The sequence below is a fragment of the Paenibacillus paridis genome (assembly GCF_006345825.1).
In the GTDB taxonomy this organism is placed as follows: domain Bacteria; phylum Bacillota; class Bacilli; order Paenibacillales; family Paenibacillaceae; genus Pristimantibacillus; species Pristimantibacillus paridis.
In genome coordinates this window covers 105,832-123,732 of the sequence record NZ_VCIX01000084.1, presented here as the reverse complement: position 1 = coordinate 123,732, position 17,901 = coordinate 105,832, and the positions used below count along the sequence as shown (strand labels likewise).

13 protein-coding genes are annotated in these 17,901 nt (G+C 49.2%); 1 reads left to right on the top strand and 12 read right to left on the bottom strand.

The features are described 5' to 3' along the window. Window positions 1-15 precede the first annotated feature (15 nt). The gene (locus tag FJQ58_RS13235) at window positions 16-3,693 is read left to right on the top strand and encodes a glycoside hydrolase family 9 protein (RefSeq protein ID WP_139994113.1); all 3,678 of its coding nucleotides are present in this window, start codon (window positions 16-18) and stop codon (window positions 3,691-3,693) included. A 109-nt stretch (window positions 3,694-3,802) separates the two neighbouring features. Here FJQ58_RS13235 and FJQ58_RS13230 read toward each other — a convergent pair whose 3' ends face one another. The 12 genes from FJQ58_RS13230 to FJQ58_RS13175 all read right to left on the bottom strand — a co-directional run bounded on the left by FJQ58_RS13230 (window position 3,803) and on the right by FJQ58_RS13175 (window position 17,877). Then, on the bottom strand, window positions 3,803-4,411 hold the full coding sequence (locus FJQ58_RS13230) for an SGNH/GDSL hydrolase family protein (protein WP_139994111.1): 609 nt from the start codon (window positions 4,409-4,411) through the stop codon (window positions 3,803-3,805). 15 nt (window positions 4,412-4,426) lie between these two features. Next, entirely contained in the window at window positions 4,427-5,770 is a 1,344-nt protein-coding gene (locus tag FJQ58_RS13225) for an FAD-dependent oxidoreductase (protein ID WP_202915263.1), read from the bottom strand. 16 nt (window positions 5,771-5,786) lie between these two features. Next, complete coding sequence (locus tag FJQ58_RS13220) at window positions 5,787-6,629, bottom strand: carbohydrate ABC transporter permease (RefSeq protein WP_139994107.1); 843 nt, start codon at window positions 6,627-6,629, stop codon at window positions 5,787-5,789. Continuing rightward, on the bottom strand, window positions 6,619-7,515 hold the full coding sequence (locus FJQ58_RS13215) for a carbohydrate ABC transporter permease (RefSeq protein ID WP_139994105.1): 897 nt from the start codon (window positions 7,513-7,515) through the stop codon (window positions 6,619-6,621). The genes FJQ58_RS13220 and FJQ58_RS13215 overlap by 11 nt, the downstream gene beginning before the upstream one ends. A 100-nt stretch (window positions 7,516-7,615) precedes the next feature. Then, window positions 7,616-8,926, bottom strand: a complete 1,311-nt coding sequence (locus FJQ58_RS13210; protein ID WP_139994103.1) for an ABC transporter substrate-binding protein — start codon at window positions 8,924-8,926, stop codon at window positions 7,616-7,618. Between the two features lie 113 nt (window positions 8,927-9,039). Continuing rightward, window positions 9,040-9,780 carry a response regulator transcription factor gene (locus FJQ58_RS13205; RefSeq protein WP_139994101.1) on the bottom strand — a complete coding sequence of 247 codons (741 nt, stop codon included), beginning with the start codon at window positions 9,778-9,780 and terminating at the stop codon, window positions 9,040-9,042. A 1-nt stretch (window position 9,781) separates the two neighbouring features. Continuing rightward, window positions 9,782-11,539, bottom strand: coding sequence for a cache domain-containing sensor histidine kinase (locus FJQ58_RS13200; RefSeq protein ID WP_139994099.1), 1,758 nt, complete (start codon window positions 11,537-11,539; stop codon window positions 9,782-9,784). A 206-nt stretch (window positions 11,540-11,745) separates the two neighbouring features. Further along, entirely contained in the window at window positions 11,746-12,564 is an 819-nt protein-coding gene (locus FJQ58_RS13195) for an SDR family oxidoreductase (RefSeq protein ID WP_139994097.1), read from the bottom strand. Window positions 12,565-12,659: 95 nt separating this feature from the next. Continuing rightward, the gene (locus FJQ58_RS13190) at window positions 12,660-13,259 is read right to left on the bottom strand and encodes a TetR/AcrR family transcriptional regulator (RefSeq protein ID WP_139994095.1); all 600 of its coding nucleotides are present in this window, start codon (window positions 13,257-13,259) and stop codon (window positions 12,660-12,662) included. A gap of 161 nt (window positions 13,260-13,420) precedes the next feature. Beyond that, a complete protein-coding gene (locus FJQ58_RS13185; RefSeq protein ID WP_139994093.1) occupies window positions 13,421-16,207 on the bottom strand; it encodes a glycoside hydrolase family 3 C-terminal domain-containing protein in 2,787 nt (928 codons plus the stop codon). A 269-nt stretch (window positions 16,208-16,476) separates the two neighbouring features. Beyond that, window positions 16,477-17,079, bottom strand: coding sequence for a TlpA family protein disulfide reductase (locus tag FJQ58_RS13180; RefSeq protein ID WP_139994091.1), 603 nt, complete (start codon window positions 17,077-17,079; stop codon window positions 16,477-16,479). Between the two features lie 114 nt (window positions 17,080-17,193). Beyond that, window positions 17,194-17,877, bottom strand: coding sequence for a hypothetical protein (locus FJQ58_RS13175; RefSeq protein ID WP_139994089.1), 684 nt, complete (start codon window positions 17,875-17,877; stop codon window positions 17,194-17,196). Window positions 17,878-17,901 lie beyond the last annotated feature (24 nt).

The following is a 17,901-nucleotide window of genomic DNA, read 5'->3' as shown; positions in this document are numbered from 1 at the left end:
ATGGAGGAATGAAGGATGTTGAGCAGCTCTCGCATGAGCCGAAAGGTCAAGACCGCTTTATATTGGAGTTTAGGAGTCATTCTTTTGATAAACTCGCTTGTTCTATCACCTATCCCCTCTTCGGCAGCGGTACCTCCACTGCCGGGTCCGGGCAACCCGCTGCTGTATGATGATTTTAACGGGGGCGGCGTATTTAAGCAAAATTGGATGAACTGGTATAACCAAGCTGGCGGCACCGGCACTTTCTCCAAAACAACCGTAGACTCCCGCACCGTAGGCAAGTTTGCACAGACCCCAACGTCGAATGCTTCATGGGCAAAATTCCAACCTTGGAATGAATCCGTCAATCTATCCGGCTACCGTTATTTGAATTTTACAATGAAAAATCCCGGATACGACAATTCCCTTATTCGGATTGTCATTGGCGATGGCACCAGAAACTACAACCTGACCAACAACTTTGTGAGCGTACCCACCGATTGGACCGTTAGTCAATTTGATTTGGACGCTCTAGTTCCAGCCATCAATAAATCCAAAATTAACATTGAAATTTGGCTCCGACAATCAGGCGGATTATATGGCGAAACGCTTATTGATGAAATATCCGCTACAACCGGCTCTGGCGGAACTGCTCCAACACTGACAAATACGACGCTGACCACAAATTCCGGATCAATCAGTAACCAAAACACACTGTTTACCTTCCATGCAACCTATACAGATCTGGACAATGAAAAGCCTTATGTGATGCAGTTAGTCATTGACGATAAGGCATACGAAATGCGGCAGATCGACAACGCAGACGCAAATTACATCGATGGAAAAGACTATATTTATCGTACCAAGCTGCCCGCCGGGAGCCATTCCTACTACTTCCGTACAACCGATCTTACCTCAAACGAGGTCAGAACAACAACGCAAGCCACACCAGTCGTTATCAACTCAGAGCAGGTCATTGATGTCGTCGTCAGCCAAGCTGGATACAACACCAATGATGTTAAAAACGCCAAGGTTATCTCTTCGATTCCTTTAACGGACACCTCCTATGAAGTTTTGAGTGGCTCTACCGTTGCCACTTCGGGAAATTTGGCCTATGAAGGCTTCGTATGGGACAAACATGTATACGCCATTGACTTATCCTCCATTACGGTAGCTGGAGACCATTATTCAATAAAAAGTAACGGGATAGACTCCTTCTCCTTTCCGATTCAGCCCAATATATGGGATGGGTTCAAAGACGAGATGACCGCTTTCTATCGTCTGCAGCGTGCAAGTGTAGCTACCTCTGATGCTTATCCGCCCGGCTACAGCAGCGTCGCGCCTTCTTCCAAAATCTTTCATCCAGCCGGCCATCTCGATGACGGCGGCTCGCTATATGATCTAACTGGCAGCTGGTACGATGCCGGAGACTATGGCAAATACGGTGGAAACCAGTGGGTTGGCGCGCAAATTGCGCTCGCTTATCTTCGTTACTCTGATTCACCTAACGTCAAATATGACATTGATAACAACGGCATTCCCGATCTCGTTGATGAAGCAATTTTTGGAAGCGAGTATTTGGTTAAATTCGCTAATCAGTTAGGCGGTGCGATGTATAATTTGGGAAACAATGCAGGCTTCATCCATCCGCATAAATCGACGGATAATATTCGAGGCACGGCAGATGACCGGAAAATTTCAGGAATCGGTGTGGGTGGCTCCGCCAAATCTGCAGGCACGCTTGCCGCCACAGCACGTGCCATCCGTACGGCTATTGCACAAGGCGACATTGCCCCGGCCAAAGTAACCGCACTTACAAGCTTCGCTGCTGCTTGCGAAGCAGCAGCCGTTACTTTTTATGACTATGTCGTGGCCAATCCGAATCAAGAACACGGTTCCTATGAAACAATTGGAAAACTCCCTAATGCCAAGCTGCTTGCCGATGTAGAGCTCTACCTGTTGACCAATGATACCAAATATAAAGATGCAGCCACCACCAATATTAACACGCTGGCCTTCAAAGATTTGTACTCAACGAACTACTGGGATATGCGCCCCATGTCGCTAGCAGAATTTTATCCAGTAGCAGACACTACGACGCAAGCCCACATCCAAAGCTTGTTGAAGCAGCAGGTTAATTATTTCCTGTCCAACACTGACGATACACCTTACGCTGTTTTAAACCAATTCTCTAACTTTGGGGTTAATGAGCCGCATGTATCCTATTTAGGTGATATGCTGAGATATTACGAGCTCTTCGGTGATCCCGCTGCCCTCCGTGCTGTGCTCAAGGGCATGTACTGGGTCTTTGGTGAAAATCCTTGGAATATTAGCTGGGTTTCTGGAATCGGCTCAAACTTCGTGAACTATCCGCATACACGCTTTGATGAGGAAGCGAATAGCGCCACTGCTCCTGGCGTTGTACTGCCAGGAGCTATGGTGAGCGGCCCTAATATGAAGGATACCCGAAACAAAAAAAGCGTAAGCCCATGGTATGAAGACCGTTCGGTGTATTTGGACGACTTAGGCCAGTGGAGATACAACGAATTCAGCATCAGTATACAAGCTGGGCTTTTGTATACGATTATGGGCCTCAGCGCAACCGATACTTCCTTGTCCATTGGGGGGACTGAACCGATAAAACTCCCGATTCTATCCCCTGTTATCGGTGACTATGTTCGTGGAAATGTAACCCTATTCGCTGATCCCGCAGCTAGTCTGAACGCGATTGAATACGCTAATGGTACCACATACAGCCCAATGACCGTATCCGGCTCCGTTTATTCCGCTACAATCAATGAGAGCCTATCTGAACCTTACAGTAATAAGATCATTCGAATTAGAGGAACGGAAGCGTCTGGCACTCATACTTTTAGCCAGACTCACTATACAGTTGCAGCACCGCTGCCTGATACCTCGACACCTCTGGTTTATGATGATTTTGATGGGAAAGGCCTTTGGGGGGCAACGGGAGGCAAAAGCCAGTGGGTCAACTGGTATAACCAAAATGGAGGAACAGGATCGTTCGCTAGATCGACCGAAGGCATTCGAAAAATTGGAGTGTTATCGCAAACGCCAACCTCCAGTACCTCCTACGCCAAATTTCAGCCATGGCATGACGAGTTTGATCTGTCAGGCTATCGGTATTTGAACTTTAGCCTAAGAAACCCTGGTTACGAAAATTTACGAATGAGAATTGAGCTTTCAGATGGCACACGAACCCACAACCTGACGAAAGGCTGGGTTACCGTGCCAATGACATGGAAAGATTTGAAATTAGACTTGAATGATCTTCCCTATAGCGTCAATAAGAAAAATGTGGCATTATCGATTTGGCTTATGTCCACTAACGGCACTTATAGCGAGCTGTACATCGATGATATAACAGCTACAAACAGTGCTTCTGGAAGCGCACCGACCTTGACCTTAGGTAGTGTAGACCAAGCCACAGGTGACAAGTCTACAAATTTCACATTTAACGTCACCTATACGGATGTCGACAATGAGACGCCTTTTGCGGTAGAGCTCGCACTCGATGGTGTCATTCGTTACATGAAAGCCGTGGATGCAAGCGACACGACATATTCCGACGGCAAAGCTTACACGTACACAACGAAGCTGCCGCCGGGCATCCACTCCTATTACTTCCATACGACCGACACTACATCTGCCGTCGTCAGCACAGCTGTCCAAGTTGGCCCTACGGTCAACTAGACATTCAACCAGAGCTGCATCACCTATATGACAAGCGGCCCTGTAGGACCGCAAAGACTGCCGGTTTTCCCACGGCAGTCTTTTCTTTGCGCCTACTCTATCGTCTTAATTACAGACTCTCCAGAAAAGAAATGGCCATACCTGCAATTCGTCGGTGTCCCTCTTCATTGGGATGCAGGCCATCTACGGTAAAAGCAGGCAGCGTAAGCTGATTTATGCCGCTCTGTGCATACAAATCCAGCACAGGGAGAGCATAATGTACGCCAATAGCCCGAATGGCATTCACATAATCCCGCAGCTGACAGCCCTGGTCGTTGCGCCTTTCCGTATCATAGCCATCCTTGTTCCGCTGAAGCGGCGTCCATAGGCTCAGCTTGCAATAGGGATTGCGAAGCAAAATCCCTTCAATTAACTCGGCATACGCGCCATAAAAGTCGTGCGGATTGCGGCTCTCAAGCGTCCCTAGCGGCTTATGGAGACGGAAATCATTTACGCCTGCGAACACGGTAACGCAGTCATAGGAACCCATGCCCGCCCCGACATTGACGGTGGAGCCCTGATCCGTCTCTCCTCCTGCCGTCAGTGGACAGCCGCTTTTGCCTAAATTGTCGACTTTGGCAAACTCCAATGCTTCCTGAACGAGGGGCTGATAGCCATTGGTCTCTGTAATGCTATCCCCAAGCGTTGCCCAAGCTTTCCCTTGCCATTTGTTCCCCATTGCTCCACCTGCCCATTAATCGATAATTGCTCCGTCCTGCCGGAGCTGATTGCGCAGCTCGGTTACGTTGATATCAACCGGGCTGACGTTATCCCTGACGGCCATTGCCGCGGCTGTGCCAGCCGCTTGCCCGGTAGCCATGCAGCTAGGCGTGAGCCGGGTAGTCGCAAGCGCCTCATGGCTGGTTGAGATGCAGCGGCCGCCCATTAACAGGTTTGTCACCTTCTGCGGCAGCAAGCAGCGGTAAGGAATATCGTAGGCGCCGTCTCCTTTTACCCATGCAGCCGTTACGCCTTTACCTGAGGGGTCATGAATGTCAATCGGATATCCGCTTCGCGCAATGGTATCCTCGAATTTACGGCCGGATATGACATCCTCCGCCTGCAGGCTATACAGACCATCAATGCGCCGTGTCTCCCGAACGCCAATTTGCGCCCCAACCTGCGAAATAGACGCCTGCTCAAAGCCTGGCAAATGCTCAGTCATAAATGCGGCCACCTGCATCACCTGCTTGCGGCCGAGCTGCTCGGCCTCCGTCAAATCCTCCACGTCCGTTCCATCCAGCCCTTGAACGCGCGTCGTATTTACGAGCACCTCGTCCTTCTCGGGGCCTGTAAAAAACAACACCTGATCGCGGTTAATGGGCAAGTTCGCTTCTTTCCAATGCTTGTAGTAGCCGAGGACGCCAGTAAGCGGCAGCTGCTCTAGCTCCGACCATGGCGTTTTGGCGTAAAACTCCTCGGGATGCTCTAGCATATACTGCTTGACCCGTTCCAAATTAACGCCTCTCATGCGGAATTTCATCGTCATCGGCTGCATTTGGTTGTCCCCATCGCGGCCTTTTCTTACCGGAGCGCCAGCGAGATAAGCGACATCCGCATCCCCCGACGTATCCACGAATACCTTGCCTTGAACCTCCAATCGGCCCGATTTGGACGTCAGCTCCACCGCCTGAATACGACCGTCTGCCGACATGCGGACTTGATCCACGAAGCTGTGCAAAATAAGCTTAACCCCCGCTTCCTTCAGCATATCCGCCGCCAAAATCTTATAGTGCTCCGGATGGTAAGGGGTGATCGTCTTCACAAACCCCACCGTATCCACCTGATGCCCGGGCGAAGCTCCCGCCGCCTGCAACCGGTCCACAATTTCCTGCGCAATGCCGCGTATAACCTGTTTGCCGTCTACCGTATGAAAGGTCATCCACGGGTAAACAAGCGCGGCTGTCGACATTCCGCCAATGAAGCCGTACTTCTCGATCAGCACGGTGAAGGCTCCGCCGCGTCCGGCAGCGATGGCTGCGTTTACGCCGGCAGGCCCGCCGCCTATGACTACTACATCTGCTTGTATGATCTTCATTATCTGAACACTCCTCCTATTTTAAGCCTGTCGTTGCAATGCCATCGATAAATTTCTTCTGCGCCATAAAGAAGATCAGCAGCAAAGGCAAGGTTGCCATTACGGAAGCCGCCATCAGCAAATGCCACGCCGTGCCCGCCGTATCCGTAAATAGCTTCATTGCAATAGGCAAGGTGAATTTCTCGGATGAGCTGATAAAGATCAGCGGATCGAGAAAGTCCTCCCAGCTGTTCAGAAACGTAAAGATCGACAGCGTTGCAAAGACCGGACTAGCAAGCGGGACCATGATTTTAATCAAAATCTGCCATCTGGAGCAGCCGTCAATTTCCGCCGCTTCATCCAAGTCATTCGGCAGCGTAATAAAAAATTGCCGAAGCAGAAACACTCCGAAGATGCCTCCTGCCCCCAATATGGGCGGAACGATTAGTGGAAAATGCGTATCGACCAAACTCAGCTTTGAAAACCATAGGAAGCTCGGAATCGTCGTCACCTCGCTCGGAATCATCATGCCGCTGAGGAGAACCAGAAACCATACGTTGCGCAGCTTAAATGGAATCTTGGCGAAGGCATAGCCTGCCAATGCGGCTACCGCACAGGTACCCAGCGTTACAAGCGCCGCAATATATAAACTATTCCAGTAATGCAGCAAAAATTGCGGCTGCTCCGAGAATACTTTTGCATAGTTGCCCCATTCAATTGGTGAAGGAAACAGCTGCATCGGGAACTGGAATACCTTTGTCTCGTTTTTCAGTGAGGTCGTAATCATCCAGTAGAACGGGGTCAGAATAACCGCGGCAACCAGAGCAAGCAGTACAAACCGCAGCGTGCTTGAAGCGATTTTTTTTCGTTTATTGCTCATGGTGAACCCACCTTTTTCTCAGCATCCATTGCACGAGCGTAAGCACTAGCACGAGGAAAAACAGAATAAATGCGACTGCGGATGCGTAACCGATATCAAAGACCTTGTACGCCAGCTGGTAAATATAATAAACCAAGACATAAGTAGACGTTCCGGGTCCGCCCTCGGTCATGACGATAATTTGCGAAAATACCTTAAGCGAGCCGATTAACGTAATGATGAGCGTCAAAAAAATCGAAGGCGCAATCATCGGCAATGTGATGCTGTGGAACTGCCTCCATTTGGAGGCTCCATCGATGGTAGCCGCCTCGTAATACATACTAGGCACATCCTGCAAAGCTGCGAGAAAAATAACCATATTCATGCCGACCTTCTTAAGCACGCTGACTACAATAACGACAGGCATGACCAGAGCCGTATCATACAGCCAAGCCGGTCCTTGAATGCCGAAATAGCCGAGAATTTGATTCAAGAGTCCTGCGTCCGTAGCGAAGACGTATTTCCATACGATAGCCCATACCACAATCGAGGTGACTACCGGCGTAAAGATCGCGGTGCGGAACAAGCCGGTTCCGGGCAATTTTTGATTCAGCATCAGTGCAAGCGATAGAGCTAACAGCAGGTTAAGCGGAATCAGCCCCGCAGAGAAGTACAGCGTATTGCCAACCGTTTTCCAAAATAACGGGTCCTTGCCCATAAGCTGTGCATAATTATCGAGGCCTACAAACGAAGCCGGATGCAGCAAGGAGTAATCGGTAAAGCTTAGCGCAAAGGCGTATAGAATCGGTCCGGCCAAAAAGCATAGAAAGCCCAGCATCATTGGCGATATGAACAAATAGCCATACCAGTTGTTCCTTCTGTTTGCCCGGGTGGTATAGGTTGTCATGATGGTTTCCACTCCTTTGGAAGGCCGGGAGCCGCCTCCTTCGGCGACTTGTGAATACTAGCGCGCCTGAACATGGACTCCCGATTGCCTTCTGTTCTTTCTATGGGTTAAGCACAGGGGTTACCTCTTTTTCCAAATGGCTCAGAAAATCAGGAACGCTGACCGATTGCGTGTAAATCGAGTCAAACCCGATTTTCATCTTCTCGTCTATTTTTTGAAAATTGGTAAAGGCCTGTCTTACTTTTCCTTTTCCGATTTGCTCCAGCACCGCTGTTTTTACGCTCTCAGGGGAAGGGCCCTGGTTGAGGAAAGCATCGGATTCCAGCACCGACTTGCGGCTTGGCACAAAGAACTGCGAGGTCACCGTCATATTTTCCTGATTGGTCAAATATTTAACAAACTCAATGGCTTCCGCTTGATGCGGGCTGCCTTCCGTCACCACATAACCGGCATATCCGAGCGTAACGCCCTGCCCGCCCGCGCCCGATGGCATCGGAGCGATATCCCATTTGAAATCCGTGATCGCTTTGGCTTTGCCCATATAGCTGAACAGCTCCTGCTGCATCCCGATCTTGCCCGTCTCAAACGTCGTTTGGTCGCCTGGCTTCGGATGAATGCGGGTCTTGAACATGGCGTCGCTGAAGAACTGAATCGCTTGCTCTCCCTCTGGGCTGTTCAACGCAAATTGCTTGCCGTCTTCGCTGAAATAATCCGCTCCATACGCCCATACCAGTGTCTGCAAAGATTCGATCCAGCTCGTCGTCCAGCCGTTCGGACGGATCAGATTGATGCCGTACAAGCCTTGATCCGGCACAGCAATCGCTTCTGCAGCCTTGACCATTTCGTCATAAGTCCATTTGCCTTCGCTGTAAAGCTCTTTAGGCGTCTTGAGCCCTTTGCTCTCGAACAACGATTGGTTGTAATAAATCATGTTCGGCGGAGTCGAGAACGGAATGCCATAAATCTTGTCGTCCTTCGACAATAGATCAAGAGTAGAAGGATACAGATCATCGAATTGATAGCTCGCATCTGTTTTAAGCGAGGATAAGTCCGCCAGCTGGCCTGCCCCTAGAAACTGGGGAATGGCCCGCTCCATCATCCACATAATGTCCGGCGCGGTTTTAGACGCCATCATGACGGAGAGCTTTTGCTGATAATCGGTCGCGGGGATCGTCATAATTTCTACGTTAATATTCGGATGGTCCTCGCGGTACTTCTCAATCATCGTGTCGTACATTTGTTTATGGGTGTCATTGCCCCATATGCTGAATTTCAGCGAAATCTGCTTGCCGCCTCCGTTCGCATTCACGCCTTCTTTACTATTTTCACCGCTGTTTTTGCCTGATGCGCAGCCTGCCAGCATGCCTGCGACAAGCAGCAGCGACAAGGTGAAGCCTACCCGCTTTTTCATTTGATTACCCCTTTACGCTATTATAAGAAGCGCTTACATTTGCAATTATAGATAAAAAACCGTGCCGCCGTAACGACACGATTTCCAGAAAAGGTTTGATATCGGAAGGTCCTTCAGCTCTCCCGAAATTCCGAAGGCGTTTGGCCGACATGCTGCTTGAATAAGGATGCAAAATACTTATGGTTGGCGAAGCCGCACATTTCCGATACTTCCGCTATTTTTAAAGTGGTGTCCTTGAGCAGCTGCTTCGCCTTGTCTATTCGCTTTTGGGTCACGTATTCCGATAAGTTTTGCCCGGTCTCCCTCTTGAACAGGTCTGACAGGTATTTCGGATGCAAATAGACATGCTCGGCGAGAAACTGTAGCGATATGTCCTTTTCCAGCGACTGCCGCACGAGCTCCTTCACCTTGCGAATCAGCAGCCTGCCGCTTTCCTGCTGGTCATCCACCCGCTCCTCCCCGGCATCGGCACCTTGCTTGGCCTGCACCTTCTCCTGAACCCGGTTAAGCAGTGTGGCAAGCTCAACCCTTTCAATCGGCTTGAGCAAATAATCCAGCACGCCATACCGAAGCGCTTCCCGTGCATAGCCGAATTCGTCATGGCCGCTAATAACAATAAGGAGAAGCTCCGGATACAGCTGTTTGACCCGCTTCGTCAGCTCAAGCCCATTCATTTCGCTCATGCGGATGTCCGTGATGACCAAATCCGTACCGCTATTGGTCCGCAGCCATTCCAGCGCTTCCTTCCCATTGCCGGCCTCGCGTATGTGCAGGCCCTTCTTGATTACATCCTCGATAATGGCGCGCAGGCCTTGCCTAATTTTGGGCTCATCCTCTACCAGCAATATGTTCATCCTATTCTTCCTCCCATGAAAACGGTATTCGTATAAAGAATGCAGCGCCTTCTGTCACATTTTTTTGCGGATACAAGCCATACGGCTCCCCGTAAAGAATATGAATGCGGCGATGGATGTTGCGCAAGGCAAACCCCTTGCTTCGTTTGCCCTGCTGCGGCTCGGGACCGATCAATGGCTTGGCTAGATTTTGCTCTATTTTCGCCATCGTTTCCGAGTCTATGCCTTTGCCGTCATCCGCTATCCCTATCCATAAATCCTGATCGTCCAGCCTCGTCGTCAAGGTTATCTTCAATGTGCCGCTGCCCATACCGTGCTCGATGGCATTCTCGATAAGCGGTTGCAGAATCAGCTTCGGAACGAGTATCGACTCATGCGACAAATCCACTTGGATATCCACCTGTAGCCTGTCCTCCAGCCGGAAGGATTGAATGTTTAGATAATGGTCTATGAATGCAAGCTCCTCTTGAAGGGGAACGAGGCGCTCTTGCTTATTGACCGTATATTGGAGCAGCCTGCCGAGGCTCGCAATGACCTGCGAAAGCTCCTCATTCCGGTCCCTGCGGGCTGCCATGCTGATAGATTCTAGTGTATTGTACAGAAAATGTGGATTAATCTGGCTCTGCAGCGCGGCCAGCTCTGATTCCTTGTCCCGGATCGTCAGCTCATACACCTCTTTAATCGTCTTGTCGAGCTGGCTAACCATTACGTTGAAGCCGGAGGTGAGCAGCCCAATCTCATCGTTTGTAGTCACCTCTGCCCGTTCGGACAGCTCTCCATTTTGCACCCGCTTCATCTTGACATGCAAATTGCGGATCGGCTTGACCAGCCTGTTCGACGTAAACACCGATGCTACGAACGCAATGAACAGGGAAGCCAGAGAAATCCATCCAGTATAGCTGACCAGCTGCCTTGCTTCCGTAAGCAGATCGCTCCTTGGGATGATGCCCAAAATATGAAGGCCTCCGTAATCCGTAGCTCTCTCCGATACCAGCATTCTGCTCGTATTGACCTCGCTCGTGTTAACCGGAATCTCTTCCTGGCCCTCTCCGGAGAATGGATAAATCGTTTCTTTATTCTCGTTGAAAACATACAGCTTGCTGTTTTCCGTTATTTGAATGGAGGTCAAAATTTTCTCAAAGCCTTTGCTCGTCAAATCAACCTTCACGTAACCGATCCGCTGGTTCGTGAGCGGGTTCTTAATAAGCCGCGCCAAGGAAATAACTCTTCTTGGCTTTTCCAAATAATAGCTTCCGTCATTGGGAGGAAGAATAACCAGGCCGCCGTCCTTCGCATTGGCCGTCTCCATCCAGCCGTTATCAGACGGCTGCCAGTTGATTTTCGCCGTCTCCTGCAAATTGCTGAATAAGCTGCCATCCAAAGCAAAAATAAAAATGCCCTCTACTTCCGTTCGCTCATAGATGACGGAGCTCATCATTTGCGACATTTTGTACAGCTCGTCCGATCTTAAATAGCTGTTAGCCTGGAGGGGACCCGTATGCTTCTCCAATATTCTGCTCACATTATCATCGTAATAGAGCGCCATCGTAATCCGCTCCATTTCTTTTATATACCGCTCCAAATTAATCGAGACTTGCTCAACGATCTGTTCGGAGCTCGTACGCGCGTCCCGCTCCATGTTCGCAGAATACTTCCAGTAGGTCATCATGCCGCTGATTAGAAACGGCACCGTAATCAAGCAGCAGAATAGAACGAGCATCTTGGTACGAATAGAAATGAACTGGGGCATGGCCGGCATGGGAACCTCCTCCGTTTCGATAACGCTTTCATCGAAGTATGCTCTTCATTATAACGGTTAAAGCCGGATCGGCAAGCGGAATAAACATTCCTTTCGGAATCATCTTGGGATGATATAGAGGAGGAAATGAAGTTCACAGCAAAAAAAGAATAGGGCAGCACCTGCCCTATTCTTTAGTATCATGCTAATCCGCCAAAGCGTAACCTTTATCGATAGCTGGACTCTATTTTCTCTAAATAATCTTCAATTGGCATGGCGTTTCGCATAGCAACCAAGCCTTGGGCAGCTGGACCCACTAACGTTCTGAACTTTGTGCTTTCCCCAGTCGCCAATTGGTCAATCGCTTGTACGATATCCTGAGGATCATCAACCTTGCTGCTGTCCGTCTTCTCGAACGAGGCTTTCACCTTAGCCGTAATCTCATCATAAGCCGTAATGTCTTGACTAGTATTCCATACAATGTTGTTCATGAAGTTGTTCCCGGAGGAGCCGCCTTGCTCCACCAAACGAAGCTCAATGTTCAGCGGCTTGAGCTCATAATATAACCCCTCAATTAGCCCTTCCAAGGCAAATTTGGACATATTATAAAGGGAACCAATCGGCACTGCCGTCGTTACGCCCATTAATGAGCTTATATTAATGAACATCCCACCGCCATTAGCCCGGTAATGCGGCAGGAATGCACGGATGACATTGATGGGGCCACGCACATTAACGCCGAATTGCCAGTCAATAACGTTCTCTTCGGCCAGCTCAAGCGCCCCGTAGGTACCCATTCCTGCGTTGTTGACAACAACATCGATTCGCCCGAATGCTTCAATAGCTTGCGCGGCAGCAGTACGTACTTGCTCCACGTCGGTAACATCCAGCTTGAATAGTTTGATATTGTCGTATTGGGTAAGCTCGGTTTCCCGTTCTGGCGAGCGCATCGTCGCGGCCACATTCCAGCCTTGCTTGGCAAAATGAATAGCGGTCAGTTTTCCAAGCCCTGTGCTTGTGCCAGTAATAAAAATCGTCTTTTTCATGTTTCTCTCTCCTTTTATGGTTAAAAATAAAATCATTTTTAGATCGAACATTCATTCTAATTAACTTAAACATTAGGTTTTGCTCAACAGGACCTTTATGGCACTTTTGTTTCTTGTTTTAGCATGACCGCTTTCCAACAGGCTTGTATCGCGTTTTGAATCGTATCTTGCCCCATTTCAAAATTGCCATGCAATTGGCCTTTGACGAGGTAGACCATGGAGCCATAATGCATTTGGACCAATAATTTCGGGTCCATCGGGACGAACAGCTTTTGATCAATGGCCTCTTGATATAAAAGATTCATCGGCGCACACCAGCCACCCAAGTAGGCTTTCATTTTGACTGGCTCATAAATATAAGGCGAGAACGAATACTGCTCAATAAACTGAAAGCCCTCAGGGTATTGCTTGCTCAGCTCAATAACCCTTTCCCAGCCCCCAAAGAAGCGTTCTTGGATTGTCCCCTCTTGATTCAACCCTTTGCTCACATATTCACCGTTGAACGTAACGATGGCGGTGTAGAGCTCATTGACGATTTCTTCCTTGCTCTTAAAATAATGATAAATATTACCGGTAGATACGCCCGATTCTTTCGCAATCAACGCCATAGACGTAGCTTGCAGCTCTTTTTGGATAATGATTCGGAGCGTGGTGTTTAGAACAGCCTGCTGCACTTTATTATAGTTTTCAAACATGCCCCGCGCCTCCTCAGATCAATAGATAGAACGTTCATTCTATACTATGTTTTTATTGGCGGATTGTCAACTGGGGCAACCTGCAAGTGTAAAGCCGGCTTCTCCAATGTTAGGAAAAGCCGGCTATAGGTTTTGGGCGCTGCAAATCGAACTATGGATTCTTATACTTGTTTAAATTCAATCCAATCAATCTGCAAGCCCGGTTTCACGAAATCCAGTTTCAATTCGTAAAGTCCTGCTTCCAGCTCGATTTTCACAAGCTTCTGTTTAATCCACTTGCCTTCCGTCCCATTCGTCTGAATAGTGGTCATCAGTTGGTCATTCAGCGTGACGTTACAAGCGCTTTGTGCCAGTTCAGGCTCTGGCGACATGATGCTGACAATAATCCGGTATTGGCCGGCGTGATCCACTTTCATAAAGGTCGAACCGGCTGCCGCTGGCTTAACCTGAGCATTATCGGAAAGAAACTGTGCTTGCTCTAATGCTAACGCTGCATTTGCTTTGAAGGCTTCTACAGTTTCGATAATCTCCTGCTTTCTAGAGAAGACCGGTGCATGCATGATGAACTCACAAATGTTTATGGCGGAACGCTGAAGCTCGCCTCGTGTCAACGTACCATCCGCAAGCGACTCGATCGTATTATCATCCCAGCCATTGATCTCCGCACCGTAGTTAGGCACAACCATGTACAGGTCGTTTTGCGCACGAACCATCCAGTTGGTGAATTTACGGTCAGCGGCGCCTCCATGGACAACATCGTTCATAATGGCCCACCAGTCCGTCATCACAATGCCTTTAAAGCCCCATTCACCGCGAAGAATCGTAGTGTTCAAATCATAATTGGAAGCCGCCCAATGCCCGTTAACCGGATTATAAGAGGTCATAATCGAGTTGGCGCCGCCTTGCTTCACGGCAATTTCAAAGCCCTTCAAATAAATCTCCCGAAGCGCGCGCTCCGATACGATGGCATCTACCTTGCTGCGGTGCTTTTCTTGGTTGTTGCAGGCGAAATGCTTAAGCGTAGCGTTAGAGCCGCCGTTCATAATGCCTCGCGTGCATGCTGCGGCGAATACGCCCGAAATAACCGGGTCCTCCGAAAAATACTCAAAGTTGCGCCCATTGAGTGGACTGCGACGGATGTTCAAGCCGGGCCCGAGCAGCGTGTCTACGTTGTTCCTTACCAATTCCTGGCCTTCCATGACATAAAGCTCCTCGACCAGCTCCACGTTCCAAGTGGCCGCAAGCAAGGTTCCGATGGACACCTGGGTAGCCTTCTGTCCGCTATCCATCCGTATGCCGGAAGGGCCGTCTGACGTACAAGCAACCGGTATTCCATAATTAAACAGTCCATCGCTTACCCCGCCGAAAGCCGAAGCCGTTCCTGGAGTTACGAGCGGACTGCTCATGCCTTCTCCTCTGACGATCGCGGCCAAATCCTGGTCGCTGAGCTGGGCGATGAAGGCTTCCATGCTAATTTTCCCGTCGTAGACATCTCTTAAGAGGTACCCTTGATTACCGGTTTGCTCAAGCGCTGCAGGCAAATTGGCCTCAATCCGCTCTGCTAAAGAAATAGCCCGCTTCGGCACCTCTACATAAGTGAGCTCATACGAGCCGTCTTCCTTTTGGCTACCCGGCTTCATTCTCGTGAAGCTTTCCGTCGGCGCCATCGCCTCTTGCAGCTGCTCCACTACTTGAAGAGTTTCCACGGCATAACCCTTTTGCCCTTGAACGCCAACTTCTGTTACGTTTTTGACACTGGTTCCCGCAAAAATACGGTAAGTTCCGGCTTCCAGCACGTAAGCAGAAGGATGTCCCGTGACACCGGCGTCATCATAAGAGGCCATGGCATGTACAGGGAAGCCTACCGTAAGACGCTGCGATTCTCCTGGCTGAAGCACCTTTGTTTTGCCAAGTGCCGCCAAAGCTTTAGCCGGCTGTCCCAACTTGCCTTGCGGCGCTCCGTAATACACTTGTACAACCTCTTTACCGGCATAAGCAGATCCCGTATTCGTTACCGTGACGTCAACTTCAACGTAGTTCTCGCCTGCCTTAGTGGACAGCCTAGCTTCTTGCGCTTCTACGATAAATGAAGTATAAGATAAGCCGAAACCAAACTCATACTGCACGTTATCCGGGCAAAATGTCTCAAAATAACGGTAGCCGACATATATATCTTCCTGATACAGGTTTTTAAATTCATTGCCGTAATTGCTTGTCGACGGGTAATCCTCGATCGAATAGGCGATCGTATCGGTTAATTTGCCGCTCGGCGTCACTTCTCCGGCCAGCACATCGGCAATCGCATTGCCACCTTCCATTCCCCCATGCCAAGAATAAATCACGCACGGAATCGGGTGCGCATAGCTTTGGTCGTTCATCCAGCTCATATCTATGATGTTCGATACGTTCAGTACAACGACGGTTTGCTCAAAATAAGCCGTTACCTGCTTTAGCATCGCTTTCTCATCTGCAGTCAATTGGTAGCTTCCCGGCTCGTCAGCATTATCCTGGTCTTCTCCCGCTGTACGACCGATCACAATAATCGCTTTACTCGATGTTTTTCTTGTTTCCGCCACGAGCTCGTCACTTAATGCCATTTCCTTCTGGTGCCAAGGCTCTGCTGCCCAGCCGCCTCCGCCATTATCAAACGGATTTTGTTCAATCCATTTCTCATAAACAGCCGCCAGTTCTTCGTTAACGACAATATTTTTTTTACTGCGAAGCCCATCCAATAAGTTGGTCGTATAAGCAACATGAACACTTCCGCCCGAGCCTGTCCCGCTGCGGTAGTAATTCACTTGGGTTCTGCCGAATATAGCGACATTCTCGCCATCTCGAAGCGGAAGCACCTGTCCTTCATTTTTTAACAATACCGCGCCTTCTGCAGCTACGGTTCGGCTAAATTCAGCAAAACCTTCCAATGGTACGCCTACATTTTGTGTACTCAAGTTGTTTCCTCCTGATAGTCATATCCAAATCTGTTGCCGGTTCTATAAAAAGGGCAGCTAGCCCTTCTCGAAAATTCTCGTTTTTCGCGAAACCGTGCATGTTCCTCCTAAGGAATCACTTTTCAAGGATATAAGCTATACGTTTAATATACAAGTACGGCTCCGAAAAAAGCAAAATCGACGGCTTCTTCCTCTTTAGCACAAAGGCTATTTCAATCCAGCTTAGCAAATATAAAAAGCCGCAGGGAGCTTCTCCCTGCGGCGGCGAATCAGCTTCTCAGAAGAAGCTCATCAATGACCGTTTTCAATTCTTCCTCGTACATGGTGCCTAACTTGCGGTGGGCTATTTTCCCATTCTTATCAATAAAGATAGAGACCGGAAGAGCCGTCACCCCATATTCCTCCGCCACCTTCTTATCCGGATCTACCAAGGTGGTCACCTCATAGCCGTGCTCCTGGATGAAGCTGCTCACCAGCTTCTGATTCTCGCCTACGCTAACAGCCAAAACAACCAAATCCTTATCTTTGTACAGGCCCGTCACCTTATTAATATCGGGCAGCTCCTTCTTGCACCATTTGCACCAAGTGGCCCAGAAGTTAAGATACACGTTTTTGCCTCTTAAGTCTTGAAGATTAACTTCATTCCCATCCAGATCCGTCAATGTAAAATCAATCGAATCCGCCAGCGTGGCTGAAGCATTAAGTATGCTGCTTACCGGAATCGGACTAGTTACGGGCTGTTCAACCACGGCTTGCTGCACGGGCTCGCTAATTTCCTTCTCCTTGCTGCTTGACCGTTGTTGATTCGTTGTAAAAATAACAAACAGGAACAGCAATATCGCTGCGCCTCCGATGAGAATGTTCTTTTTCATGGGGTTAGCTCCTTATAATCGTTAAAATCGCGTACAACCTATAAAGGCTGGCCTATTGAAAAAAAGGGCAGTCAACCGACCGCCCTTCTCTCAAATAGTAACCCAGCCTAAATCTTAGCAGCCTTCTTCGCAAAATTCTTCAGATGCCGAGGAGGAGGAGGAAGATGAGGATGGGGTCACCGCCGGCGTCACGACTTTAACTTCTTCCTTTTTTGTAAACGTGATGGATTTCTTGCTCTCTTCTTTCACGGCAGGTGCAGCAGTAGCCGGTTGTGTGTCTTCCTTCGTTGCGATTTTAGTCTCCTGCACAGGCTTTTCTGTTGCAGCTGGAGAACTCACCTTAGGTGTGCCTGTACCCGTTTGATTAGCGGGTGCGCTTACTGCAGGCGCTGTCGATGCTTGCGGCTTTTCTTCTTCTGCCTTGTTTGCAGCAGTGCCTGCAGCGTTCGGTTTCACTTGATTTTGCGTGTCTTTCTTAACAGCCGGTGCCGTAGACGGTTCCGGTTTGACCTCTTGAACGATGGCAGCTGTAGTTTCTTTAACAGGCTCTGCTTGCTCTTGGGTTGTATGAACAGCACCAGCAGCTTCTACTGGATTCTCTTTAACAACGACTAGCTCTTCTGTCTGAGCCTGAGGCTGTACGGCATCGGAAGCAGTGGAGACAGGTTCTGGCGTTGCTGTCACTTGGTCGCTTGTCGGATTCTTCTCATCGGCCTTCTTATTGGCAGATACAACGGCATAGGTCAAGGCCAAAAAGGCTACTACGGCAATAATGACGAATAATGATAGTTTTTTCATGAATAGTTAACATCCCTTTCGCTC